Source organism: Kitasatospora sp. NPDC056531 (assembly GCF_042794375.1).
In the GTDB taxonomy this organism is placed as follows: Bacteria; Actinomycetota; Actinomycetes; order Streptomycetales; family Streptomycetaceae; genus Kitasatospora.
In genome coordinates this window covers 78,961-101,689 of sequence record NZ_JBHTTU010000028.1, presented here as the reverse complement: position 1 = coordinate 101,689, position 22,729 = coordinate 78,961, and the positions used below count along the sequence as shown (strand labels likewise).

Below are 22,729 nucleotides of genomic sequence, written 5' to 3'. Positions count from 1 at the left end.
TTCTCAAGGAACGGACGCTTCCTTCGGACCGCCTTCCAGCGGGCCCTCCGGGCGCTTCGTTCTTTCGTGTTTCCAGCTTATCAGATGTTTTCCGCCCCGTTTCCGGGGCTTCGTTCATCCAACTCGCCGGTGTCTTCCGGGGTTTGACGCCCCGTCCGACGTTTCAAACTCTAGCCGATCCCCGCTCCGAAAAGCGAATCGGCCACAACCCAATTAAACGCGCACACCGAATAAGCACCGAGCCGCACCGCGACAACGCGAAACGACCGGCACGAACCGGAAGTGGTGTTTCAGAGGATTGGCTACCCCGGGACCGTCCGCGCAAATGCGTGTCCGGTGCTCCCTGCCAGGCAGCTCGAAGAACTGTACGCGCTTCGGCCGACGGATGCAAACGGCATGCAGAAGGGCTGGTCGGCCCCGGGGAGAGGGGGTCGACCAGCCCTACTGCGGCGCGAGGCTCAAGGGCCTGGGCTCAGCTGTTGGTGGGGAAGCCGAGGTTGATACCGCCGTGCGACGGGTCCAGCCAGCGCTGGGTCACGGCCTTGCCGCGGGTGAAGAAGTGCACGCCGTCGGGGCCGTACGCGTGGGTGTCGCCGAAGAGCGAGGCCTTCCAGCCGCCGAAGGAGTAGTAGGCGACCGGCACCGGGATCGGCACGTTGATGCCGACCATGCCGACCTCCACCTCGAACTGGAAGCGCCGGGCCGCGCCGCCGTCGTTGGTGAAGAGGGCGGTGCCGTTGCCGTACGGGTTGGCGTTGATGAGCGCCAGGCCCTCCTCGTAGGAGGCGACGCGCACGACCGAGAGGACCGGGCCGAAGATCTCGTCGTTGTAGACGGACATGCCGGGCTTCACGTGGTCGAACAGCGTGGGGCCGAGCCAGAAGCCGTCCGCGGTCGGGGCGCCGTTCTCGTCCTCGGTGGTGATCGGGTGCTTGCGGCCGTCCACGGCGAGCTCGGCGCCGTCGGCGAGGCCGGACTCGACGTAGGAGGTGACCTTGTCGCGGTGCTGGCCGGTGACCAGCGGGCCCATCTCGGAGTCGCCGTTGCAGCCGGGGCCGACCTTCAGCCCGGCCATCCGTTGCTTGATCTTGTCGACCAGCTCGTCGCCGATCGGGTCGACCGCGACCAGGACGGAGACGGCCATGCAGCGCTCGCCGGCCGCGCCGAAGCCGGCATTGACGGCGGCGTCGGCGGCGAGGTCGAGGTCGGCGTCCGGCAGGACCAGCATGTGGTTCTTGGCTCCGCCCAGGGCCTGCACGCGCTTGCCGTAGCGGGTGCCGGTCTCGTAGACGTAGCGGGCGATCGGGGTGGAGCCGACGAAGCTGACGGACTTGATGTCCGGGTGCTCCAGCAGGCGGTCGACGGCCACCTTGTCGCCGTGGACGACGTTGAAGACGCCGTCCGGCAGCCCGGCCTCCTTCCACAGCTCGGCCAGGAAGTTGGCGGCCGACGGGTCCTTCTCCGAGGGCTTCACCACGACGGTGTTGCCGGCCGCGATGGCGATCGGGAAGAACCACATCGGCACCATCGCCGGGAAGTTGAACGGCGAGATGACCGCGACCGGTCCGAGCGGCTGGCGGATCGAGTAGACGTCGATGCCGCTGGAGGCCTGCTCGGTGAAGCCGCCCTTGAGCAGCTGCGGGATGCCACAGGCGTACTCGACGACCTCCAGGCCGCGGGCGATCTCGCCCAGCGCGTCCGAGTGCACCTTGCCGTGCTCGGACACGATGATCGAGGCCAGCTCGTCCCGGCGGGCGTTCAGCAGCTCGCGGAAGGCGAAGAGCACCGTGGTGCGCTTGGCCACCGAGGCGGTGCGCCACTCGGCGAAGGCCGAGGCGGCAGCGGCCACGGCCTGGTCGACCTCGGCGATCCCGGCGAAGTCGACGTGGCCGGAGACCTGGCCGGTGGCCGGGTCGAAGATGTCACCGCGGCGGGGCGCCGCGCCGGCGGTGGCGACGGGGCTGCCGCCGATCCAGTGGATGATGTGCTTGCTCAAGGTCCGTCTGCCTCCGAAGTCCCGGGCGGCGTCCTGCCACCGGTCCGGTCTGGCGCCGCCCGCGCGAGGGTTGGGCGACGGGAATTCACGGGGCTACCGCGCTCATCTCCCAGTCTGGCGGCCGTCCCGGCGGGGCTCAACGAACAGGCTGACGGGGATCGCGGATTCAGCCTTACAGGTCGTCCGGTCGCTACTCCGAACGCGTCAACCCCCCAGCCCATGACTCAGGACTCCTCGTCCTCCAGGTACGGGTCGTGCAGCCCGTCCGTCGCCTCCTGGGTCTCCAGCAGGTCCAGCCGCAGGTCCTGTGCCCAGGCCAGCGCCCACCGCTTCAGCCCGTCCACCGACCCGGTCTCGACACCTCGGGCGCGGAACCGGCCGTCTGCGGCCTCGGCCAGCGTCTCCAGTCGGTCGGCGAGCGCGGACGGCTGGAACTCCGGGTCCAACTCTCCAGCCAGCGCGAGCAGTTCACCCTCTCGGTAGCAGCGGGTGAGGGCGTGCACGTCGATCAGGTCGCGCGGCATGCCCCGGTCGACCAGCAGCGCGGTGGTGAGCGCCGCCGCGTCCTCCAGGGCGACCACCGGCAGCACCACCGGCGGCTCGTCCGGTGCCGGGGCGCCCAGGTCGAGCCGGACCGACCGGTGGCCGAGCGGTTCCTTCCGCAGCTCCACCGAGTGGGTGCGCCCGCCCAGCGCCAGCCGTACGGTCAGCTGCTCCAGGCGTGGGGTGCCGGGCCGCTCGATGACTCCGCCGCCCGCCGCGCGGTAGGCCGCGGCCAGCGCGGCGCCCACCTCCGGCAGGTCGGCGCCGCCGGTCGCCAGGGTGAGCCCGTCCTGCGCGCAGGCCGCCACGCCGTGGGCACGCAGCGCGTGCCCACCGGCCAGCGCCAGTCCGTACCGGGCGCAGACGGGCTCGGCCAGGGCGGCCAGGCGCAGCTGGGCGCGGCCCGGTCGCAGGGCGGCGTCGACGGCGTGCGGAGTGGTGGTCACGCCCCCAGTCTGACGCGACCGCCCGCCTCGCGCGCCGCGCCGAGGGACGCGCGGGCGCTCACCAGCCGGTGAGCCCGGCCGCTGCCTCGTGCAGGGCGAGCTCCAGGAACACCGGGTCGTTGAGCCGCCCGGAGCCGTCGGGCGGAACCAGCCATCGCACGCCCCGGCTGCTGCGTTCGGGGGGCGGGACGACGATCCAAGTGCCCTCCCCCGCACAGCGCACGCTGGTGCCGACCCAGCGGGCGGCGGTGCCGACCGGCACCAGGAAGCTGACCTGCTCGTCCCCGAAGTCGGTGAGCACCGGTCCGCGGGAGCCGGTGTCCAGGACGTCCAGGGCGGGGCGCCCGAGCCGTCCGGGGACGGAGAGGACGTCCCAGCGGCGTCCGGCCGGTAGCAGCACCAGGCCCGGCCCGGAGCGTTCCCACTGTGCCCGGAAGGCCTCCGGGTCCGGTGCCACCTGGGCGAGCCAGTGCAGTCCGGTGCTCTCCGTGTCGTGTCCCCGCTTCTCGCGGTTCGGCCTGGTCACACGGCGGGAGACCGAGACCCGCCGTCACCAGGGAGAGGCGGACGGCGGGTCGCTCTTACACGGGTACCTCTCACACGGGTCGCACGACTCAGGTCACGCGGCCCGGATCGCATATGGGGGCACGCTGAGACGGCGCGCGTGACCCGGGTCGCGTGACGCGCTGGGCGGAGTCAGCTGTCGAAGCCGAGCCCCAGCCGGTCGAGCGTGCGCAGCCAGAGGTTGCGGTGGCCGCCGTTGCGGTCGGACCGCTCCAGCGACCGGGTGGTGATCTCGATCCCCGCCCAGCGCACCGGTTCGGGCGGGAACGGCAGCGGCTTGGAGCGCACCATGTCCAGCGAGGTGCGTTCGGTGCGCTCGCCGGCGAGCAGGTCGAGCATCACCTCGGCGCCGAAGCGGGTCGCGCCGACGCCGAGCCCGGTGTACCCGACCGCGTAGGCGACCTTGCCCCGGTACGCGGTGTCGAAGAACGCCGAGAACCGGCTGCAGGTGTCGATGGCACCGCCCCAGGCGTTGGTGAAGCGCAGCCCCTCCAGTTGCGGGAAGCAGCGGAAGAAGTGGTTGGCCAGGGTGCGGAAGGTCTCCGGCCGCTGGTCGTACTCGTGCCGGACGTGGCCGCCGTAGTGGTAGACGGCGTCGTAGCCGCCCCAGAGGATCCGGTTGTCGGCGGAGAGCCGGAAGTAGTGGAACTTGTTGGCGCTGTCGCCCAGCCCCTGCCGGCCGCGCCAGCCGATCGCGGCGAGCTGCTCGTCGTCGAGCGGCTCGGTCATCAGCGCGTAGTCGTACACCGGCACGATGTACGGACGGACGCGCTTGAGCAGGGACGGGAAGACGTTGGTGCCGAGCGCGACCCGGCGGGCGAACACCCGGCCGTACGGGGTACGGGCGGCCATGCCGCTGCCGTACTCCCGCAGGTCGGTGGCCCGGGTGTGTTCGAAGATCCGCACGCCCTGGCTCAGGCAGGCGTCCTTGAGGCCCCAGGCGAGCTTGGCGGGGTGGACCATCGCCACCCCCTCCTTGTCCCAGAGGCCGCCGAGGAAGGTCGGCGAGTCCACCTCGGCGCGCAGCTGGTCGGCGTCCAGAACGGTGAGGTCGAAGCCGTACCTGGCGACGGCCTCGGCGATCTCGTGCAGCTCCTCGACCTGGTGGGGCTGGGTGGCGATGTCGATCTCGCCGGTGCGCTCCCACTCGGCGTCGATGCCGTAGCGCTTGAGGGCGGCCTCGATGCCGTCGAGGTTGGCGGCACCGAGGCGTTCCAGCTGGGCGAGTTCGGCGGGCCAGCGCTGCAGGCCGTTGCCGAAGCCGTGGGTGAGGCTGGCCGCGCAGAATCCGCCGTTGCGCCCGGACGCGGCCCACCCGACCTCGTTGCCCTCGACCAGCACGACGTCGAGTGAGGGGTCGCGTTCCTTGGCGATGAGGGCGGTCCACAGGCCGGAGTAGCCGCCGCCGACGACCAGCAGGTCGCAGGTGGTGTCGCCGACCAGGGCGGGCAGCGCCTCCGGCCGACCGGGGTCCTCCAGCCAGAAGGGGGTGGGCCGGGCGTCACTGAGTGCGCGGGCGGAGTCCATGCATTATCAGCCACTTTCTGCGAATAGATGACGGTTGTGAGCCGCCGCTGCCGACCGTACGTCAGACGGTGGCCTTCCGACGGTTGCCGAGCCACTGCCCGACGACGGTCAGCGCGACCGCGGCGACGAACATCGCGGTGCCGATGACGTTCACCTGCACCGGGATTCCGCGCTGCGAGGCGCCCCAGACGAACATCGGGAAGGTGACCGTGGTCGGGCCCGAGTTGAACTGGGTGATGATGAAGTCGTCGAAGGAGAGCGCGAAGCTGAGCAGCGCACCGGCGGCGATGCCGGGGGCGGCCAGCGGCAGGGTGACCCTCAGGAAGGTCTGGATGGGGGTCGCGTAGAGGTCCTGGGCGGCCTGTTCGAGCGTCGGGTCCATGCTCATCACGCGCGCCTTGACCGCCGTCACCACGAAGCTGAGGCAGAACATGATGTGCGCGATGAGGATGGTGGTGAAGCCGAACGGGATGCGCATGTTGAGGAACAGCGTCCCCAGCGAGGCGGCCATGACCACCTCGGGCATGGCCATCGGCAGGAAGATCATCGCGGTGGTGGCCGAGCGGCCGCGGAAGCGGTAGCGGGCCAGCGCGAAGGCGACCATGGTGCCGAGCACGGTGGCGCCGATGGTGGCGAGCACCGCGATCCGCAGGCTGAGCGAGAGCGACTGGCACATGTCGGCCACGCCGCAGGGGTTGGTCCAGGCGTCGGTGGAGAACTCGTTCCACTCGTAGTTGAACTTGCCGACCGGCTTGTTGAACGAGAAGGCCAGCACGACCAGGTTGGGCAGCACCAGGTAGGCGAGGGCCAGCAGGCCGGCCAGCACCACCAGGTGGGCGCGGATCCACTTGGAAATCCGGGACATCAGACCAGTTCCTCCGTCCCGGCCTTGCGCATGTAGACCGTCACCATGCCCAGGATCAGGGCCATCAGGATGAAGCTCAGCGCGGCGGCCGTGGGGTAGTCGAGCACGTTCAGGAACTGCTTCTGGATGCCGTTGCCGACCATCTGCTCGCTCGGCGAGCCCAGCAGCTGGGCGTTGATGTAGTCGCCGGAGGCCGGGATGAAGGTGAGCAGGGTGCCCGCGACCACGCCCGGCAGCGAGATCGGGAAGGTGACCTTGCGGAAGGTGGTGAACGGCCGGGCGTACAGGTCGCCGGCCGCCTCGTGCAGCCGGGGGTCGATCCGCTCCAGCGAGGTGTACAGCGGCAGGATCATGAACGGCAGGAAGTTGTACGTCAGACCGCAGACCACGGCGAGCGGGGTGGCCAGCACCCGGTCCCCGGAGGTGAGGCCGAGCGCGTTGGTGACGTCCAGGACGTGCAGGGTGTTCAGCGCCCCGACCACCGGGCCGCCGTCGGACAGGATGGTCTTCCAGGCCAGCGTACGGATCAGGAAGCTGGTGAAGAACGGCGCGATGACCAGGATCAGGATGACGTTGCGCCAGCGCCGGTTCGCCTTGAAGGCGATGGTGTACGCGAGCGGGTAGCCGACCGCCAGGCAGAGCACGGTGGCGATCGCCGCGTAGGAGAAGGAGCGGACGAAGTGCCACTTGTACTCGACCAGGGCGTCCCAGTACGTCGAGATGTGCCAGGTGACCTTGAATCCCGCTTCGAGCGAGCCGGTCTGCAGTGAGGTGGACGCCTGGTACACCATCGGCACGGCGAAGAAGACGACCAGCCAGGCGATGCCGGGCAGCAGCAGCCAGTACGGGGTGAGCTTGCGCCTCGGCTTTGTCTCCCGGCCCGACGACGGGCTGCGATCCGGGGGTACGGCCTGCGGCGGCGCGGCCGGGGTGGCGGTGGTCATGCGGCCTCCTCCGCGGTGCCCGCGTCGATCGCCTGCGAGGCGTCCAGGGCGAAGGAGTGCGCCGGGTTCCAGTGCAGCAGCACGGCGGCGCCGGGGACGATCCGGGCGTCGCGCTCCATGTTCTGCTCGAAGACGGTGACCTCCTGGCCGCCGTCGGTGCGCACCAGGTACTGGGTGGAGACGCCGATGAAGCTGGAGTCGACGACGGTGCCGGCCAGCGCGTTGCGGCCCTCGGCGGCCTTCTCGGAGCCGTGGGTGATGGTGATCTTCTCCGGGCGCACGCCCAGGTGGACCCGCTTGGCGTCGGTGGCGCAGCGCGCCTTCGGCACGGCGAGGCGGGTGCCGGCCACGGTGAGCAGCAGGTCCTCGCCCGCGCCGCCGGTGACCTCGGCGGGAAGCAGGTTGGACTGGCCGAGGAAGTTGGCCACGAAGGTGGTGGCGGGGTTCTCGTACAGCTCGGCGGGCGCGCCCAGCTGCTCGACCCGGCCGCCGTTCATCACCGCGATGGTGTCGGCCATGGTCATGGCCTCCTCCTGGTCGTGGGTGACGTGCACGAAGGTGATGCCGACCTCGGTCTGGATCCGCTTGAGCTCCAGCTGCATCTGGCGGCGCAGCTTGAGGTCGAGGGCGCCGAGCGGCTCGTCCAGCAGCAGCACCTGGGGGTGGTTGATCAGCGCGCGGGCGACCGCGACGCGCTGCTGCTGGCCGCCGGAGAGCTGGTGCGGCTTGCGCCGGGCGTACTGGCCGAGTTCGACCAGCTCCAGCATCTCGTCGACCTGCTTCTTGACGTCCTTCCTGCCGCGCCGGCGCAGGCCGAAGGCGACGTTCTCGAAGATGTCCAGATGCGGGAAGAGCGCGTAGCTCTGGAAGACGGTGTTCACCGGCCGTTTGTACGGGGGCAGGGCGGTGACGTCCTGTCCGCCGATCAGGACGGTGCCGCTGGTGGGCTCCTCCAGGCCGGCGATCATGCGCAGGGTGGTGGTCTTGCCGCAGCCGGAGGCGCCGAGCAGGGCGAAGAAGGAGCCCTGGGGGACGGTCAGGTCGAGCGGGTGGACGGCGGTGAAGGAGCCGTAGGTCTTGCCGATGCCGGTGAGGCGGACGTCGCCGCCGGCCGCGTCGCGCAGCTGGTCTGTCATGGGGTGTCTTCCTGGGTTTCTCGGCCGTGAAAGGGGGTCAGGCGCCGATGAGCTTGGAGAACTTCTGCTCGAAGTCGCTCTCCTCGCTCTCGGTGAGCGTGCGGAACACGTGCGCCTTGGCCGCCATCTCGGGGGTGGGTACGACCAGCGGGTTGGCCGCGCTGTCCGGGGCGAGGGTGGCGAGCTCGTCCTTCATCCCGGTGACGGCGGAGACGTAGCCGATGCCCGCGACCAGCTGCGCCGCGATCTTCGGCTGATAGTAGAAGTCGATCAGCTTCTCCGCGTTCGTCTTGTGCCTGGCCTTCGCCGGGACCAGCATGTTGTCGGTCGAGGCGACGTAGCCCTTCTCCGGCACGACGAACTCGATGTCCGGGTTGTCGGCACGCAGTTGGATCAGGTCACCGCCCCAGGCGACACAGGCCGCGATGTCGCCGGAGGAGAGCTCCTGGCCGTAGTCGTTGCCGGTGAAGCGGCGGATCTGCTTGCTGTCGACGGCCTTCTGCAGCCGGGCGATCGCGCCGTCGTAGTCGTCCGCGGTGAACTTCGCCGGGTCCTTGCCCAGGTCCAGCAGGACCATCCCGATGGTGTCGCGCATCTCGGAGAGGAAGGTGACCCGCCCCTTGAGCTCGGGGTCGTCCAGCAGTTGGGAGACGCTGGTGACCTCCTTGCCCTTGGTCGCCTTCTTGTTGTAGGCGACGACGACCTGGATGCCGGCCCACGGGTAGGAGTAGAGCCGGCCCGGGTCCCAGTCGGGGGCGCGGAAGCGGGCGTCGACGTTGGTGATCGCGGTGGTGACGTTCGCCGGGTTGAGCTTCTGCGCCCAGCCGAGCCGGATCAGCCGGGCGGCCATCCAGTCGGTGAGCACCACCAGGTCGCGGCCGGTGTCCTGGCCGGACGCGAGCTGCGGCTTGATCTTGCCGAAGAACTCGACGTTGTCGTTGACGTCCTCGTTGTACTTGACCTTGATGCCGGTGGCGGCGGCGAAGGCGTCCAGGGTGCCGTGCTTCTGCTTGTCCTTCTCGTCGGTGTCCACGTACAGCGGCCAGTTGGAGAAGTCGATCTCCCTCTCGCTGTCCGAGAGGTCCTTGGCGGCGCCCGCGGTCGAGTCGCCGGTCGCCCGGGGGGCCGCCGGGATGCCGCAGGCGGCCAGGGTGCCCGCTCCGGCGGTCAGCGCGGCGGCGCGCAGCAGGGTGCGGCGGCCGACCGCGGCCCGACCGCCGGTCAGACTGCGTTCCCAGGCCCTGCGGACCGGTTCGGGCAGACCGTCGGTGAGTTCGTTGAACGCCTTGAACGCCATGGATCGGGCCTCCTGGGGGAATGGGGGTGCGTGGGGGAGCACCCCGGTCCGGGGGTTATCTGTCGCCGAAGACGGTGCGGTGCCAGTCCTTGCGGGCGAGCGCGGTGGTGTCGAACATGACGTGCTTGACCTGGGTGTACTCGTCCAGCGAGTACTGGGACATGTCCTTGCCGTAGCCGGACGCCTTGTACCCGCCGTGCGGCATCTCGCTGATGATCGGGATGTGGTCGTTGACCCAGACGCACCCGGCGGCGATCTCCCGGGTGGCGCGCAGCGAGCGGTGCACGTTGCCGGTCCAGGCGGAGGCGGCCAGGCCGTACGGGGTGTCGTTGGCCAGCCGCAGGCCCTCGTCGTCGCCGTCGAAGGGCAGCACGACCAGCACCGGGCCGAACACCTCCCCCTGGACCACCTCGCTGTCCTGGGCGGCGCCGGTGATCAGGGTCGGCGCGTAGTAGGCGCCCCGGGTGAGGTCGGTGCCGTCGTGGCCCCGCTCCGGCGCGGGGCCGCCGGTGACCACGGTGGCGTAGGAGCGGGCGCGCTCCACGAAGCCGGCCACCCGGTCCCGGTGGGTGTACGAGACCAGCGGGCCGAGGTCGGTGTGCGGATTGCGCGGGTCGCCGATCCGGATCGCCGCGTACAGCTCGGCCACCCCGGCCACGAAGGCCTCGTACAGTGGGCGCTGGACGTAGGCGCGGGTGGCGGCGGTGCAGTCCTGGCCGCCGTTGATCAGCGAGGCGGCGACGGCGCCGTGCACCGCGGCGTCCAGGTCGGCGTCGTCGAAGACCACGAACGGGGCCTTGCCGCCGAGTTCGAGGTGGGTGCGCTTGACGCTCGCGGTGGCGAGCTCGGCGACCCGCCGTCCGACCGCGGTGGAGCCGGTGAAGGAGACCATCGCGACGTCGGGGTGGGCGACCAGGTGCTCGCCGGCCGTCCGCCCGGCGCCGGTGACCACGTTGACCACGCCGTCCGGGATGCCCGCCTCGGTGCAGGCCCGGGCGAACATCAGCGAGGTCAGCGGGGTCAGCTCGGCCGGCTTGAGCACGATGGTGTTGCCGGCGGCGACGGCCGGGAGGACCTTCCAGGCGGCCATCTGCAGCGGGTAGTTCCACGGCGAGATCGAGCCGACCACGCCGATCGCCTCGCGCCGCACGTAGGAGGTGTGGTCGCCGGAGTACTCGCCGGCCGCCTTGCCCTCCAGGTTGCGGGCGGCCCCCGCGAAGAAGGCGGTGTTGTCGATGGTGCCGGGGACGTCGAACTCGGTGGCCAGCTTGACCGGCTTGCCGGTCTGCGCGGTCTCCACCCGGGCGAGGTCCCGCGCCGCGTCGGTCAGTACGGCGGCCAGCCGGGTGAGCGCCTCGGACCGGGCGCCGGGGGTGGCGGAGGACCAACCGGGCAGGGCGGCCTTCGCGGCGGCGACGGCGGTGTCCACGTCGGCGGCGGTGGCCAGCGTGACCTGCTCGACCACGCTGCCGTCGGCGGGGTTGACGACCTGGAAGGGCTCGCCGCCGCCCCGGCTCTGACGGCCCGCGATGTACTGCGCGCCCGCGCCGAAGTCGGTCAGGTCCATCTGGTTTCCTCCAAGTGCCGGCGGTCCGACCGCACGCTGCGGGTCCGCGCTTCCGCCGTGGGGGTCTGCGGTCCCGCTGACCTTGCCCGCTGCGGGGTTGACGTGACAAGGGTCACTTCGACAGTCTCGACACGAAGGGCCTTACAGAGTGCAAGGTCCTTCGGAGGGCAACAGGTCGTCGCCGCGATGGATGATTTACCTGACACTCTGATCCCCCTGCTCCCGCTCCCCTCCCCCGGCCCTGGAGGCCCGCGATGCTTCCCACCGTCGCCCGCGTGCTCGACCTGGAGGTGATGCGGCGCGGCCTGCCCCAGGTGGTGGCTGGCGCCGACCGCCTGGAGCGGCCGGTCCGCTGGGTCCATGTGAGCGAGCTGCCCGACGTCGCCGGGATGCTCCAGGGCGGCGAGCTGGTGCTGACCACCGGCATCGCGCTGCCCGAGGACCGCGCGGGCCTGGCCCGCTACGTCCGCGACCTGGACGAGGTCGGGGTGGCCGGCCTGGTGGTCGAGTTCGGGCGGCGCTACTTCGACTCGCTGCCGCGCGCCCTGGTGAGCGCCGCCGAGCAGTGCGGGCTGCCGCTGATCACGCTCCGCCGCGAGGTGCGCTTCGTCGCCGTCACCGAGGCCGTGCACGCCCTGGTGGTCAACGCCCAGCTGGAGCAGCTGCGGGTCTCCGAGTCGGTCCACCAGGTGTTCAACGAGCTCGTGGTGGAGGGCGCCGAGCCGCCCGAGGTGATCCGCCAGGTGGCCCGGATGGCGGGCGCTCCGGTGGTCCTGGAGAACCTGGCCCACCAGGTGCTCGCCCACGACAGCGCCGGACGCCCGGAGGCCGAGCTGCTGGAGGACTGGGAGCGCCGCTCGCGCGGGGTCCGTCCACCCGGCCGCACCGGCCACGACCCGCGCAGCGGCTGGCTGGTGACCGCCGTCGGCGCCCGCGGTCAGGACTGGGGCCGGCTGGTGCTGGTCCAGGATCCGGGTCCGTTGCCGGAGGGCGGGACCCACCCGCACGCCATGCTGCTGGAGCGCGGCGCCTCGGCGCTGGCGCTCAACCGGCTGGTGGTGCGCGACCGGGAGAGCCTGGAGCGGCAGACCCACCGCACCCTGCTCTCCGGCATCCTCACCCACGCGCTGACCGTCTCCGAGGTGGCCCTGCGCGCCCAGGCGCTCGGCGTCCCGCTGGAGGGGCGCCGGCTGGTCGGCGCGGTGCTGCGCCAACGCCGCGGGCCGATCCCGGCCGCGCTGGAGGCCCAGGCCCGGCTGCGCGACTTCACCGAGCTGGCCGCCGGCGCGGTCCGGGCCTGCCGGCTGTCCGCCCTGGTCGGCGCGCTCGACGACGAGGGCGTGGGCCTGCTGATCGCGCTCGGCGCCCAGCAGGACGAGCACGTCGCGCTGGACTCCTTCTCGGCCACCCTGCGCCGGATGTCCGCCGAGGCCGGCCGGGAGGGCGCCGACGCCCCCGGCCCGGTGGTCGCGGTCGGCTCCTCGGTCGGCTCGGTCCGCGACGCCCGGCGCACCCTGCTGGAGGCCGCCCAGGTCGCCGACGCGGCCCTGCACGACGCGCCCGGCGGCGGCCGGACCGCCTCCTACTACCGGCTGCCCGATGTCCGGCTGCGTGGCCTGCTCCACCTGCTGCGCGACGACGCCCGCCTGCAGACTTACGTGGAACGGGAGTTGGGCCCGCTGCTGGCCCACGACGCCGAGCACAACGGCCAGTTGGTGCAGATGCTGCGGATCTACCTGGAGCAGGGCCGGAACAAGTCGGCGGCGGCCGACGCCGCGCACCTGTCCCGGCCGTCCTTCTACGACCGGCTGCACAAGGTCGAACGCATCCTCGGCGTCGACCTCGACCAGGTGGAGTCCTGCCTGTCCCTGCACGTGGCGCTGCTCGCGCTGGACGCCGTACGGCGCTGACGCGCCGGGCTCACACCCCGGTACCCCTCACACTCCAGTTATGCGCCCCCAGACCTTGTGCAGCTCGGGCCGCTCGGCCGAGGTGACGTCGCGCATGCCGTGCAGCCGGGCACGCATCTCCTCGGTCGGGAACACCAGCGGGTTCTCGGCGAGTTCGGCCCGGTCCTTGTCACCGCTGTCCGCCAGCACCGCGCGGGCGGCCGGCACCGGACAGATGTACTGGACGGCCGCGGCGAGCTCGGCGGCCACCTCGGGCTGGTAGTAGTAGTCGACCAGCAGCTCGGCGTTGCGCTTGTGGACGGCCCGGTTGGGAACCATCAGGCTCTCCGCCCACAGCTCGCCGCCCTCCTCCGGCACCACGAAGGCGATGTCCGGGTTCTCGGCGGTGAGTTGGACGGCGTCGCCGGAGTAGGCCTGGCAGGCCACCGCGGCGCCGGAGGCGAGGTCGCTGGTGTAGTCGTTGCCGGTGAAGCGGCGGACGTGGCCGGTGTCGACCATCTTCTGCACCAGGTCCATCGCCCGGTGCGCGTCGTCGTCGCTGAAGGCGGTGATGTCCGCGCCCTGGGAGAGCATCAGCAGCCCGAGCGCCTCGTCCAGCCCGGCGAACAGGGTGACCCGGCCCCTGAGGTCGGGCGCCCACAGGTCAGCCGTGGACCGCAGCTCCCGGCCGAGCGCCTTGCGGTTGTACGCGATGCCGGTGATCCCGGACTGCCAGGGCACGCTGCGCTTGCGCCCGGGGTCGAAGGCCGGGTTCGACAGCTGCGGGTCCAGGTTGGCGGTGACGTTGGGCAGGTTGGCCCGGTCCATCGCCTGCACCCAGCCCAGCGAGACGTACCGCCCGGCCATCCAGTCGCTGATCACCATCAGGTCCCGGCCCGGGTCGGCGCCCTGGGTGAGCACCGGGCTGATCTTGCCGAAGAACTCGTCGTTGTCATTGATGTCCTCGGTGTAGGTGACCGCGATCCCGGTCTTCTCGCTGAACGCGTCCAGGGTCGGGCGCCTGCCCTGGTCGTCGGTGTCGACGTACTGCGTCCAGTTGGAGAAGTTCAGCCGCTTGTCGCTCTCCGAGCGGTCCGGCGCCGAGCGGCGGTCCTCGGCGACGTACGCGGACGGGATGCCGCAGCCGGTCAGCGTCCCGGCGCCGAGCAGCGCGGCCCCGCCGAGCACCGAACGTCGGCGTATGCGCGCGGGGCCCTGCGGGCGGTCGGGGGCGGGGCGGCGGGTCAGGGTGGAGCTGCTGGACATGTGGGGCCTTCCGGAGCGTGGGACGGCCCCGGACACGGGTGCCCGGGGCCGTCCTGGTAGGTACGTCAGACAGCGTGCGCGTCGGTCAGCGACAGCACCTCGTCCAGCACCGCGAGGCCGGTCTTGGCCTCCTCCTCGGTGACGGTGCACGGCGGGACGACGTGGAACCGGTTCATGTTGACGAACGGCCAGAGCCCGCGCTGCTTGCAGGCGGCCGCCAGTTCGGCCATCGGCGCGTTGTCGGCGCCCGCGGCGTTGTACGGGACGAGCGGCTCGCGGGTCTCCCGGTCCTTGACCAGGTCGAGCGCCCAGAACACGCCCAGACCGCGCACCTCGCCGATCGAGGGGTGCCGCTCGGCCAGCGCGCGCAGACCCGGGCCGAGCACCGTCTCGCCGATGTGCTTGGCGTTCTCGACGATGCCCTCCTCCGCCATCGCGTTGATGGTGGCCACCGCCGAGGCGCAGGCCAGCGGGTGCCCGGAGTAGGTGAGCCCGCCGGGGAACGGCCGCTCGGCGAAGGTGGCGGCGATCTCGGCGTTGATCGCCACGCCGCCCAGCGGCACGTAGCCCGAGTTGACGCCCTTGGCGAAGGTCATGAGGTCCGGGACGAAGCCCCAGTGGTCCGCGGCGAACCACTCGCCGGTGCGGCCGAAGCCGGCCATCACCTCGTCCAGGATGAACACGATCCCGTAGCGGTCGCAGATCTCCCGCACCCCGGCCAGGTACCCCGCCGGCGGGATCAGGATGCCCGCGGTGCCGACCACCGTCTCCAGGATGACCGCCGCGACAGTGCCCGGCCCCTCGAAGGCGATCACCTGCTCCAGGTGCTCCAGCGCGCGCTCGCACTCCTGCGCCTCGTTCTCGGCGTGGAAGTTGGAGCGGTAGGGGTACGGGCCCCAGAAGTGCACCACACCGGAGACGCCGATCTCGTTGGCCCAGCGCCGCGGGTCGCCGGTGAGGGCGATCGCGTTGGCGGTGGCGCCGTGGTACGAGCGGTAGGTGGACAGCACCTTCTGCCGACCGGTGTGCAGCCGGGCCAGCCGGATGGCGTTCTCGACGGCCTCGGCGCCGCCGTTGGTGAAGAAGATCTTGTCCAGGTCGCCCGGGGTGCGCTCGGCGATCAGCCGGGCGGCCTCGCTGCGCGACTCGACCGCGAAGCCGGGGGCGACGGTGCAGAGCTTCGCCGCCTGCTCCTGGATCGCGGCGACCACCTTCGGGTGCTGGTGGCCGATGTTGGTGTTGACCAGCTGCGAGGAGAAGTCGAGGTAGCGGTTGCCGTCGTAGTCCCAGAAGTGCGAACCCTCGGCGCCGGCCACCGCGAGGGGGTCGATCAGCGCCTGGGCGGACCACGAGTGGAAGACGTGCGCGCGGTCGGCGGCCTTGACGGCCAGGCCGGCGGCTGAGTCAGCGGTGGGGATGCTCATGCCGGTAAGGCTAGGGCCGCCGGTCCCCGAAGTGCAGTTTCATCCTGTCAGTCGGTCACCCGACCCGCCGACAGGGTGCAAAGCGAAAGGGCCCGGGTCGAAAAGACCCGGGCCCCTTGTCAGTTCGGACGAGTTCTGACCGGGATCAGATCGCGGTCATACCGCGCCCGACGGTCACGACCCGCTAGATCGCGGTCATCCTGCGCTCGACGGTCACGACCCGCTAGATCGCGGTCATGACGTGCTTCACGCGGGTGTAGTCCTCGAAGCCGTACGCCGACAGGTCCTTGCCGTAGCCGGACTTCTTGAAGCCACCGTGCGGCATCTCGGCGACCAGCGGGATGTGGGTGTTGATCCAGACGCAGCCGAAGTCCAGGCGGCGCGACATCCGCATGGCGCGGGCGTGGTCCTTGGTCCACACCGAGGAGGCCAGCGCGTACTCGACGCCGTTGGCGTACTCGACGGCCTGGTCCTCGTCGGTGAACTTCTGCACGGTGATGACCGGGCCGAAGACCTCGTTCTGGATGATCTCGTCGTCCTGCTGCAGGCCGGAGACGACGGTCGGGGCGTAGAAGTAGCCCTTGTCGCCGACCCGGTGGCCACCGGCCTCGACCTTGGCGTGGGCGGGCAGCCGCTCGATGAAACCGGCCACCTGCTTCAGCTGGTTGGCGTTGTTCAGCGGGCCGTACAGCACGTCCTCGTCGTCCACGCCGCCGGTCTTGGTCTCGGCCGCGGCCTTGGCCAGCGCCTCGACGAAGGCGTCGTGGATCGACTCGTGCACCAGCACGCGGGTGGCGGCGGTGCAGTCCTGGCCGGCGTTGAAGTAGCCGGCCACCGAGATGCCCTCGACGGCCTCGGCGATGTCGGCGTCCTCGAAGACCACGACCGGGGCCTTGCCGCCCAGCTCCAGGTGGACGCGCTTGACGTCCTTGGAGGCCGACTCGGCGACCTGGATACCGGCCCGGACCGACCCGGTGATGGAGGCCATCGCCGGGGTCTTGTGCTCGACCATCAGCTTGCCGGTCTCGCGGTCACCGCAGATGACGTTGAAGACGCCGGCCGGCAGCTCCAGGTCCTTGAGGATGCCGCCGATGATCTCGGCCAGCAGCACGGTGGAGGCCGGGGTGGTGTCCGAGGGCTTCAGCACGACGGTGTTACCGGCGGCGATGGCCGGGGCGAACTTCCAGACCGCCATCATCATCGGGTAGTTCCACGGCGCGACCTGGGCACAGACACCGACCGGCTCGCGGCGGACGATCGAGGTCATCCCGTCCATGTACTCACCGGCGGCCTTGCCCTCCAGCAGGCGGGCGGCACCGGCGAAGAAGCGGATCTGGTCCACCATCGGGCCGATCTCCTCGGAGAGGGTCAGCGCGCGGGGCTTGCCGGTGTTGCGCACCTCCGCGTCGACGATCTCGTCGGCCCGCGCCTCGACCGCGTCGGCGATCTTGAGCAGCAGCTTCTGCCGGGTGCTCGGGGTGGCGTCGCGCCAGATCGGGAACGCGGCGGCGGCCGAGGCCATGGCCGCGTCCACGTCAGCGGCACCGGACAGCGGCGACGTCGCGTACACCTCGCCGGTCGCCGGGTCGACGATGTCGAGCGTGCGGCCGTCAGCCGCGTCGACGAACTCACCGTTGATGTAGTTGCGCAGCGTGCGAAGGTCGCTCACGGGTCTCTCCTCGGTCTGGGCCTGCGGCGTTGCAGATTCCGGCGCCATGGTACGTCGGCGTTTCCGGCCTACGAAGGGTGCCGAGTGGCCGAGCCCGAAGCGGCGCGGTCCACTGGTGGCGGAACGCACGCCACCCTGCGGGGGCGCGCGTGTACCGTGCCAGGGTAGCCGCAAGACTGCCGGGATCGACAGACTGGAGTCGCGTACGCGATGAAATCCGTACGGGATTTCCAAGATCGCGACGAAATCAGCAGTTTCCACGCTTGCGAACAGGGGAACGATCGGGCACAGTGGCCGCGTGGCCAACCGCGACCGGAACGCGAGCGTTCCCCTCGACGCCGCCTCCAAGGCGATCATCGAGCAGCTCCAGGAGGACGGGCGACGCCCGTACGCCGCCATCGGCAAGGCCGTCGGCCTGTCCGAGGCAGCCGTACGGCAGCGCGTCCAGAAGCTGCTCGACCAGGGCGTGATGCAAATCGTCGCCGTCACGGACCCGCTCACCGTCGGCTTCACCCGCCAGGCGATGGTCGGCATCCGGGTCGAGGGCGACATCGAGCCAGTCGCCGACGCGCTGGCCGCCCTCGACGAGGTCGACTACGTCGTCTGCACCGCAGGCTCGTTCGATCTTCTGGCCGAACTGGTCTGCGAGGACGACGAGCACCTGCTCGAACTGATCAACAAGCGCATCCGCGCGCTTCCCGGCGTGCGGAGCACCGAGAGCTTCGTTTACCTGAAGCTCCGGAAACAGACCTACACCTGGGGCACCCGATGACAGCCGACCCGGCGCAGAAGGACCTTTCCAAGACCGCCTACGACCACCTGTGGATGCACTTCACCCGCATGTCGTCGTACGAGAACTCCCCCGTGCCGACCATCGTCAAGGGCGAGGGCACGTACATCTGGGACGACAAGGGCCGGAAGTACATCGACGGCCTGGCCGGCCTGTTCGTCGTGCAGGCCGGTCACGGCCGCACCGAGCTGGCCGAGGTCGCCGCCAAGCAGGCCAAGGAACTCGCGTTCTTCCCGATCTGGAGCTACGCGCACCCCAAGGCCGTCGAGCTGGCCGAGCGCCTGGCCAACTACGCCCCGGGCGACCTGAACAAGGTCTTCTTCTCCACCGGTGGCGGCGAAGCCGTCGAGACCGCCTGGAAGCTCGCCAAGCAGTACTTCAAGCTGACCGGCAAGCCGACCAAGTACAAGGTCATCTCCCGCGCCATCGCCTACCACGGCACCCCGCAGGGCGCGCTGTCCATCACCGGTCTGCCGGGCCTGAAGGCCCCGTTCGAACCGCTGGTGCCGGGCACCCACAAGGCCCCGAACACCAACATCTACCGCGCCCCGCACTACCTCGAGGGCCCCGACGGCACCGTCGACCCCGAGGCGTACGGCCGCTGGTGCGCCGACCAGGTCGAGGAGGCCATCCTCTTCGAGGGCCCCGAGACCGTCGCCGCCGTCTTCGTCGAGCCGGTGCAGAACGCCGGTGGCTGCTTCCCGCCGCCGCCCGGCTACTTCCAGCGCCTGCGCGAGATCTGCGACCGCCACGACGTGCTGCTGGTCTCGGACGAGGTCATCTGCGCCTTCGGCCGCCTCGGCACCATGTTCGGCGCCGACAAGTTCGGCTACGTGCCGGACATGATCACCTGCGCCAAGGGCATGACCTCGGGCTACTCCCCGATCGGCGCCACGATCATCTCGGACCGCATCGCCGAGCCGTTCTACAAGGGCGACAACACCTTCCTGCACGGCTACACCTTCGCCGGCCACCCGGTCTCCTCGGCCGTGGCGCTCGCCAACCTCGACATCTTCGAGCGCGAGGGCCTGAACCAGCACGTGCTCGACAACGAGTCGCGCTTCCTCGGCACCCTGAGCAAGCTGCGCGACCTGCCGATCGTCGGCGACGTCCGCGGCAACGGCTACTTCTACGGCATCGAGCTCGTCAAGGACAAGGTCACCAAGGAGACCTTCAACGACGAGGAGACCGAGCGCGTGCTCTACGGCTTCCTCTCGAAGGCCCTCTTCGACAACGGCCTGTACTGCCGCGCCGACGACCGTGGCGACCCGGTCGTGCAGCTGGCCCCGCCGCTGATCTCCGACCAGTCGACCTTCGACGAGATCGAGCAGATCCTGCGGACCAGCCTCACCGACGCGTGGGCGAAGCTCTGATCCCCTGAGCCCTCTTCCCCACCCTTCGCCGAAGGGCGGCCCCGATCCCCGGGGCCGCCCTTCGGCGTCCGCGCGCCGATGACCCGCCAACATCACAGTCGCACGACCAAACATGCCTGAATGCGGGTGATTTGCCCGTGATGGACCAGTGCGCCGCAACCACGCGAGGCCCCGGTCGTTCTAATCTGACGACTGTCATATCCCTGCGGCACCCAGGATGGAACCTCATGTCAGCGGCACCGCCTGACAACGACGTGCTGTGGGCCCGAGGGATCGTCAAGTCCCACTACGGCACCCCCGCGTTGCGCGGCATCTCGATCGGCGTCCGCGACGGCGAGGTGCTCGCCGTCACCGGCCCGCGCGGCTCCGGCAAGAGCACCCTGCTCGGCTGCCTCTCCGCCCAGCTCCCGGTCGACGAGGGCGAGGTCTGGTTCAACAGCTCGCCCGTGCACACCCTCGGCCGCGCCGGCCGCGAACGGCTGCGCCGCGACCGCTTCGGTTTCGTCGGCTCCGAACCGCACCTGGTGCCCGAACTGACCGCCCGCGAGAACGTCGCCCTGCCGCTGCTCCTCGCCGGGGCCGGCAACAAGGCCGCCTACACCGCCGCCGACGAGTGGCTGGAGCGCCTCGACGTCGGCGGGATCGGCCGGCAGCGCCCCGACCAGCTGGTCCAGAGCCAGCGCCAGCGGATCGCCGTCGCCCGCGCCCTCGCCCCGCTGCCGCCGGTCGTCTTCGCCGACGACCCCACCGCCCCGCTGCACCGCGAGGCCGCCGACCAGGTGCTGCGGATACTGACCAGCGCGGCCCGCTCGCACCAGCTCACCCTCGTCCTGGCCACCCACGACCCCGAGCTCGTCCGGTTCGCGGACCGCGCCGTCGCCCTCGTCGACGGACGGCTCACCGCCCCCGCCGCCCCTGTCCCGCGCGGCACCGCCGCCCCGGGGACGACCGGTGCGTCCGCCGTCACGGCCACCCGCCGCTGACGACGCCCAGCCGCTGAAAGAGTCGACGTGTTCTACCTCCGTCTGGCCCGGGGCTACCGGGTGCCCGACCTCGGCCGCTGGCTGCTCACCGCACTGGCCGCCGCCGCCGTCGCCGCGTTCCTGCTGCGCTCCCTCGGGCGGGCGCTGGGCGAACCGCTCGGCGGCACCCACGCGCTGGTCCGACTGCTCTGGTGCCTGCCCCCGCTGGCCGCCGTCGCCTGGTTCGCGGCCGTCGCCGCCCGCTCGGTGCCCGCCCGGCGGCCCGAGCGGATCGCCGGACTCACCGCTGCCGGGGTCGGCTCCCGCCGGATCCGAACCCTGATCGCCGGCGAGGTCGCCGTCGCCTGCACCCTCGGCAGCGTGCTCACCCTGCTGATCTTCCTGGTCCTGCGCAACGACATCGCCGGGCCCTCGCTCGCCCCCGACCTCGGCATGGGAGTGCCACTGCCGGCCGCCGCGCCCGTCACCCTGCTCGCCTTGGTCCCGCTCACCGCCGGCATCGCCGCCGCCTGCGCGGTGCCCGTCCCCGACACCCTGCCCGGCGGCCGCGCCCACGGCCGGACCGGCTTCGGCGTCTGGCGGATCGCCCTGCCGATCGGACTGGTGGTGATCGGCGCCGCGCTCGAACTCATCGCGCTGCGGCCCGACGCCGAATCCGACGGCCGCCCGATCCGCCTGCCCGCCGGACTCGGCACCACCAGCACCGCCGCCCTCGGCGGCTGGGCCGCCAGCGCGCTCGGGCTCGCGCTGCTCACCGGCCCGCTGCTCGCCTGGACCGGACGGCTGCTCTCCCTCGGCCGGCCCACCCCGCTGCGGCTGCTCGCCGGTCGCGGCCTGACCGCCCAGGCCCGCCGCCTCGGCCCGCCGCTGGCCGTCCTCACCCTCGTCGTCGCGCTGGTGCTGACCACCATCCGCTACTGGATCGGCACGCCCGACAGCGCCGACGTGCTGCCCGCCGTAGAGGCCTGCCTGGTGCTCGGCTGCGCGGCCGCCGCGGTGGTCTCCCGACTGGACGAGGTCCGCACCGACCGGCGCGAGGTCACCGACGCGCTGCTGCGCCTCGGCGCCTCACCGCGGCTGCTGTTCGGCGCGGTCCTGCTGCGCACCCTGGCGGTCGGCACCACGCTGCTGCTGACCGGCGGGGCGACCGCCGCGCTGGCGGCCGCCGGGCTGCGCTAGCCGGTCCTCTCGTCGTACGGCTCAGCCGGCCGCGGCGAGCTGGCCGCAGGCGCCGTCGATCTCCTGGCCGCGGGTGTCGCGAACCGTCGTCGGCACACCGTGGGACTGGAGCCGGCGGACGAACTCGCGCTCGTCCTCGGGCCGGGAGGCCGTCCACTTGGAACCCGGGGTCGGGTTCAGCGGGATCAGGTTGACGTGCACCCGGTGGTTCTTGATCAGCCGGCCGAGCAGGTCGGCGCGCCAGGCCTGGTCGTTGATGTCCTTGATCAGCGCGTACTCGATGGAGATCCGGCGGCCGGACTTCTCCGCGTAGTTCCAGGCCGCGTCCAGCACCTCGGCGACCTTCCACCGGGTGTTCACCGGGACCAGCTCGTCGCGCAGCTCGTCGTCCGGGGCGTGCAGCGACAGCGCCAGACGACAGCTGAGGCCCTCGTCGGCCAGCCGGTTCATCGCCGGGACGAGGCCGACGGTGGAGACGGTGATACCGCGCTGGGACAGGCCGAAGCCGTCCGGTGCCGGGTCGGTCAGCCGGCGGATCGCGGCCAGCACCCGGTTGTAGTTGGCCAGCGGCTCGCCCATGCCCATGAAGACCACGTTGGACAGCCGCGCCTCGCCACCGGGGATCTCGCCGGCCTTGAGCGCGCGCATCCCGGCGGCGATCTGCTCGACGATCTCGGCGGTGGACAGGTTGCGGGTCAGCCCGGCCTGACCGGTGGCGCAGAACGGACAGTTCATGCCGCAACCGGCCTGCGAGCTGATGCACATGGTGACCCGGTCCGGGTAGCGCATCAGCACCGACTCGACGAGGGTGCCGTCGAACAGCTTCCAGAGCGTCTTGCGGGTGGTGTCGTCGTCGCAGGAGACGTGCCGCACCACCGACATCAGATCGGGCAGCAGGCTCTCGGTGAGCTTCTCCCGGCTGGCGGCGGGGATGTCCGTCCAGCTCGCCGGGTCGTTGGACATCCGGCCGAAGTAGTGGTTGGAGAGCTGCTTGGCGCGGAACGGCTGCTCGCCCAGCTCGGCGACGGCCTCCTTGCGCTCGGCGGGGCTCAGGTCGGCGAGGTGTCGCGGGGGCTTGGCGCCGCGCGGCGCGACAAAGGTGAGTTCTCCGGGCTTAGGCATGGTTGTTCCAGTGTCGCAGACGCGGGGGGGGGGCACAAACCACGCGTTCTCGGGCCCCCCCCCCCCACTGTCCTTCTCCGCCCCCCCCTCCCCCCCCCCCCCGACATCCCACACCCCCCCCACCCCCCCCGTTCGGTTCCCGGAATGGG

General features: G+C 71.3%; 18 protein-coding genes. 5 read left to right on the top strand and 13 right to left on the bottom strand.

Going from position 1 to position 22,729, the window contains the following annotated elements; all coding sequences use genetic code 11:
• Window positions 1–472: 472 nt before the first annotated feature.
• From ACFQ87_RS23320 to ACFQ87_RS23280, 9 genes are all read right to left on the bottom strand, one after another.
• The gene (locus tag ACFQ87_RS23320; RefSeq protein WP_380612718.1) at window positions 473–1,996 is read right to left on the bottom strand and encodes a CoA-acylating methylmalonate-semialdehyde dehydrogenase; all 1,524 of its coding nucleotides are present in this window, start codon (window positions 1,994–1,996) and stop codon (window positions 473–475) included.
• A 224-nt stretch (window positions 1,997–2,220) separates the two neighbouring features.
• Window positions 2,221–2,985, bottom strand: a complete 765-nt coding sequence (locus ACFQ87_RS23315; RefSeq protein WP_380612717.1) for a hypothetical protein — start codon at window positions 2,983–2,985, stop codon at window positions 2,221–2,223.
• 58 nt (window positions 2,986–3,043) lie between these two features.
• The gene (locus ACFQ87_RS23310; protein ID WP_380612716.1) at window positions 3,044–3,511 is read right to left on the bottom strand and encodes a bifunctional DNA primase/polymerase; all 468 of its coding nucleotides are present in this window, start codon (window positions 3,509–3,511) and stop codon (window positions 3,044–3,046) included.
• A gap of 170 nt (window positions 3,512–3,681) precedes the next feature.
• Window positions 3,682–5,076, bottom strand: a complete 1,395-nt coding sequence (locus ACFQ87_RS23305; RefSeq protein ID WP_380612715.1) for an NAD(P)/FAD-dependent oxidoreductase — start codon at window positions 5,074–5,076, stop codon at window positions 3,682–3,684.
• Between the two features lie 61 nt (window positions 5,077–5,137).
• On the bottom strand, window positions 5,138–5,941 hold the full coding sequence (locus ACFQ87_RS23300) for an ABC transporter permease (RefSeq protein ID WP_380612714.1): 804 nt from the start codon (window positions 5,939–5,941) through the stop codon (window positions 5,138–5,140).
• On the bottom strand, window positions 5,941–6,885 hold the full coding sequence (locus ACFQ87_RS23295; protein ID WP_380612713.1) for an ABC transporter permease: 945 nt from the start codon (window positions 6,883–6,885) through the stop codon (window positions 5,941–5,943). The genes ACFQ87_RS23300 and ACFQ87_RS23295 overlap by 1 nt, the downstream gene beginning before the upstream one ends.
• Entirely contained in the window at window positions 6,882–8,021 is a 1,140-nt protein-coding gene (locus ACFQ87_RS23290) for an ABC transporter ATP-binding protein (protein WP_380612712.1), read from the bottom strand. Before ACFQ87_RS23290 ends, ACFQ87_RS23295 begins: the two co-directional genes overlap by 4 nt.
• 37 nt (window positions 8,022–8,058) lie before the next feature.
• Window positions 8,059–9,318, bottom strand: coding sequence for a spermidine/putrescine ABC transporter substrate-binding protein (locus ACFQ87_RS23285; RefSeq protein ID WP_380612711.1), 1,260 nt, complete (start codon window positions 9,316–9,318; stop codon window positions 8,059–8,061).
• A gap of 55 nt (window positions 9,319–9,373) precedes the next feature.
• Window positions 9,374–10,885 carry a gamma-aminobutyraldehyde dehydrogenase gene (locus ACFQ87_RS23280; RefSeq protein WP_380612710.1) on the bottom strand — a complete coding sequence of 504 codons (1,512 nt, stop codon included), beginning with the start codon at window positions 10,883–10,885 and terminating at the stop codon, window positions 9,374–9,376.
• A gap of 254 nt (window positions 10,886–11,139) precedes the next feature.
• Between ACFQ87_RS23280 and ACFQ87_RS23275 the strand changes: the two genes are divergently transcribed.
• On the top strand, window positions 11,140–12,795 hold the full coding sequence (locus tag ACFQ87_RS23275; protein ID WP_380612709.1) for a PucR family transcriptional regulator: 1,656 nt from the start codon (window positions 11,140–11,142) through the stop codon (window positions 12,793–12,795).
• 27 nt (window positions 12,796–12,822) lie between these two features.
• Here ACFQ87_RS23275 and ACFQ87_RS23270 read toward each other — a convergent pair whose 3' ends face one another.
• From ACFQ87_RS23270 to ACFQ87_RS23260, 3 genes are all read right to left on the bottom strand, one after another.
• Complete coding sequence (locus ACFQ87_RS23270) at window positions 12,823–14,040, bottom strand: spermidine/putrescine ABC transporter substrate-binding protein (RefSeq protein WP_380612708.1); 1,218 nt, start codon at window positions 14,038–14,040, stop codon at window positions 12,823–12,825.
• A 65-nt stretch (window positions 14,041–14,105) separates the two neighbouring features.
• The gene (locus ACFQ87_RS23265) at window positions 14,106–15,464 is read right to left on the bottom strand and encodes an aspartate aminotransferase family protein (RefSeq protein WP_380612707.1); all 1,359 of its coding nucleotides are present in this window, start codon (window positions 15,462–15,464) and stop codon (window positions 14,106–14,108) included.
• 223 nt (window positions 15,465–15,687) lie between these two features.
• Window positions 15,688–17,181, bottom strand: a complete 1,494-nt coding sequence (locus tag ACFQ87_RS23260) for a gamma-aminobutyraldehyde dehydrogenase (protein WP_380612706.1) — start codon at window positions 17,179–17,181, stop codon at window positions 15,688–15,690.
• 250 nt (window positions 17,182–17,431) lie between these two features.
• On the opposite strand from ACFQ87_RS23260, the gene ACFQ87_RS23255 reads away from it, so the two are divergent.
• The 4 genes from ACFQ87_RS23255 (at window position 17,432) to ACFQ87_RS23240 (ending at window position 21,458) form a co-directional block, all read left to right on the top strand.
• Complete coding sequence (locus ACFQ87_RS23255; RefSeq protein ID WP_030243538.1) at window positions 17,432–17,905, top strand: Lrp/AsnC family transcriptional regulator; 474 nt, start codon at window positions 17,432–17,434, stop codon at window positions 17,903–17,905.
• Window positions 17,902–19,296 carry an aspartate aminotransferase family protein gene (locus tag ACFQ87_RS23250; RefSeq protein ID WP_380612705.1) on the top strand — a complete coding sequence of 465 codons (1,395 nt, stop codon included), beginning with the start codon at window positions 17,902–17,904 and terminating at the stop codon, window positions 19,294–19,296. Before ACFQ87_RS23255 ends, ACFQ87_RS23250 begins: the two co-directional genes overlap by 4 nt.
• A 227-nt stretch (window positions 19,297–19,523) precedes the next feature.
• Entirely contained in the window at window positions 19,524–20,279 is a 756-nt protein-coding gene (locus ACFQ87_RS23245; protein ID WP_380612704.1) for an ABC transporter ATP-binding protein, read from the top strand.
• A gap of 27 nt (window positions 20,280–20,306) precedes the next feature.
• Entirely contained in the window at window positions 20,307–21,458 is a 1,152-nt protein-coding gene (locus tag ACFQ87_RS23240) for a hypothetical protein (protein ID WP_380612703.1), read from the top strand.
• A gap of 21 nt (window positions 21,459–21,479) precedes the next feature.
• On the opposite strand, the gene rlmN is transcribed toward ACFQ87_RS23240, so the two are convergent.
• Entirely contained in the window at window positions 21,480–22,580 is a 1,101-nt protein-coding gene (rlmN, locus tag ACFQ87_RS23235) for a 23S rRNA (adenine(2503)-C(2))-methyltransferase RlmN (RefSeq protein ID WP_380612702.1), read from the bottom strand.
• Window positions 22,581–22,729: the final 149 nt, after the last annotated feature.

What these genes read in the sequence shown, in the direction of transcription:
- ACFQ87_RS23305 (WP_380612715.1), bottom strand. Translation starts at nt 5,076, where the DNA reads ATGGACTCCGCCCGCGCACTCAGTGACGCCCGGCCCACCCCCTTCTGG.
- ACFQ87_RS23300 (WP_380612714.1), bottom strand. Translation starts at nt 5,941, where the DNA reads ATGTCCCGGATTTCCAAGTGGATCCGCGCCCACCTGGTGGTGCTGGCC.
- ACFQ87_RS23295 (WP_380612713.1), bottom strand. Translation starts at nt 6,885, where the DNA reads ATGACCACCGCCACCCCGGCCGCGCCGCCGCAGGCCGTACCCCCGGAT.
- ACFQ87_RS23290 (WP_380612712.1), bottom strand. Translation starts at nt 8,021, where the DNA reads ATGACAGACCAGCTGCGCGACGCGGCCGGCGGCGACGTCCGCCTCACC.
- ACFQ87_RS23285 (WP_380612711.1), bottom strand. Translation starts at nt 9,318, where the DNA reads ATGGCGTTCAAGGCGTTCAACGAACTCACCGACGGTCTGCCCGAACCG.
- ACFQ87_RS23280 (WP_380612710.1), bottom strand. Translation starts at nt 10,885, where the DNA reads ATGGACCTGACCGACTTCGGCGCGGGCGCGCAGTACATCGCGGGCCGT.
- ACFQ87_RS23275 (WP_380612709.1), top strand. Translation starts at nt 11,140, where the DNA reads ATGCTTCCCACCGTCGCCCGCGTGCTCGACCTGGAGGTGATGCGGCGC.
- ACFQ87_RS23270 (WP_380612708.1), bottom strand. Translation starts at nt 14,040, where the DNA reads ATGTCCAGCAGCTCCACCCTGACCCGCCGCCCCGCCCCCGACCGCCCG.
- ACFQ87_RS23265 (WP_380612707.1), bottom strand. Translation starts at nt 15,464, where the DNA reads ATGAGCATCCCCACCGCTGACTCAGCCGCCGGCCTGGCCGTCAAGGCC.
- ACFQ87_RS23260 (WP_380612706.1), bottom strand. Translation starts at nt 17,181, where the DNA reads ATGGCGCCGGAATCTGCAACGCCGCAGGCCCAGACCGAGGAGAGACCC.
- ACFQ87_RS23250 (WP_380612705.1), top strand. Translation starts at nt 17,902, where the DNA reads ATGACAGCCGACCCGGCGCAGAAGGACCTTTCCAAGACCGCCTACGAC.
- ACFQ87_RS23245 (WP_380612704.1), top strand. Translation starts at nt 19,524, where the DNA reads ATGTCAGCGGCACCGCCTGACAACGACGTGCTGTGGGCCCGAGGGATC.
- rlmN (WP_380612702.1), bottom strand. Translation starts at nt 22,580, where the DNA reads ATGCCTAAGCCCGGAGAACTCACCTTTGTCGCGCCGCGCGGCGCCAAG.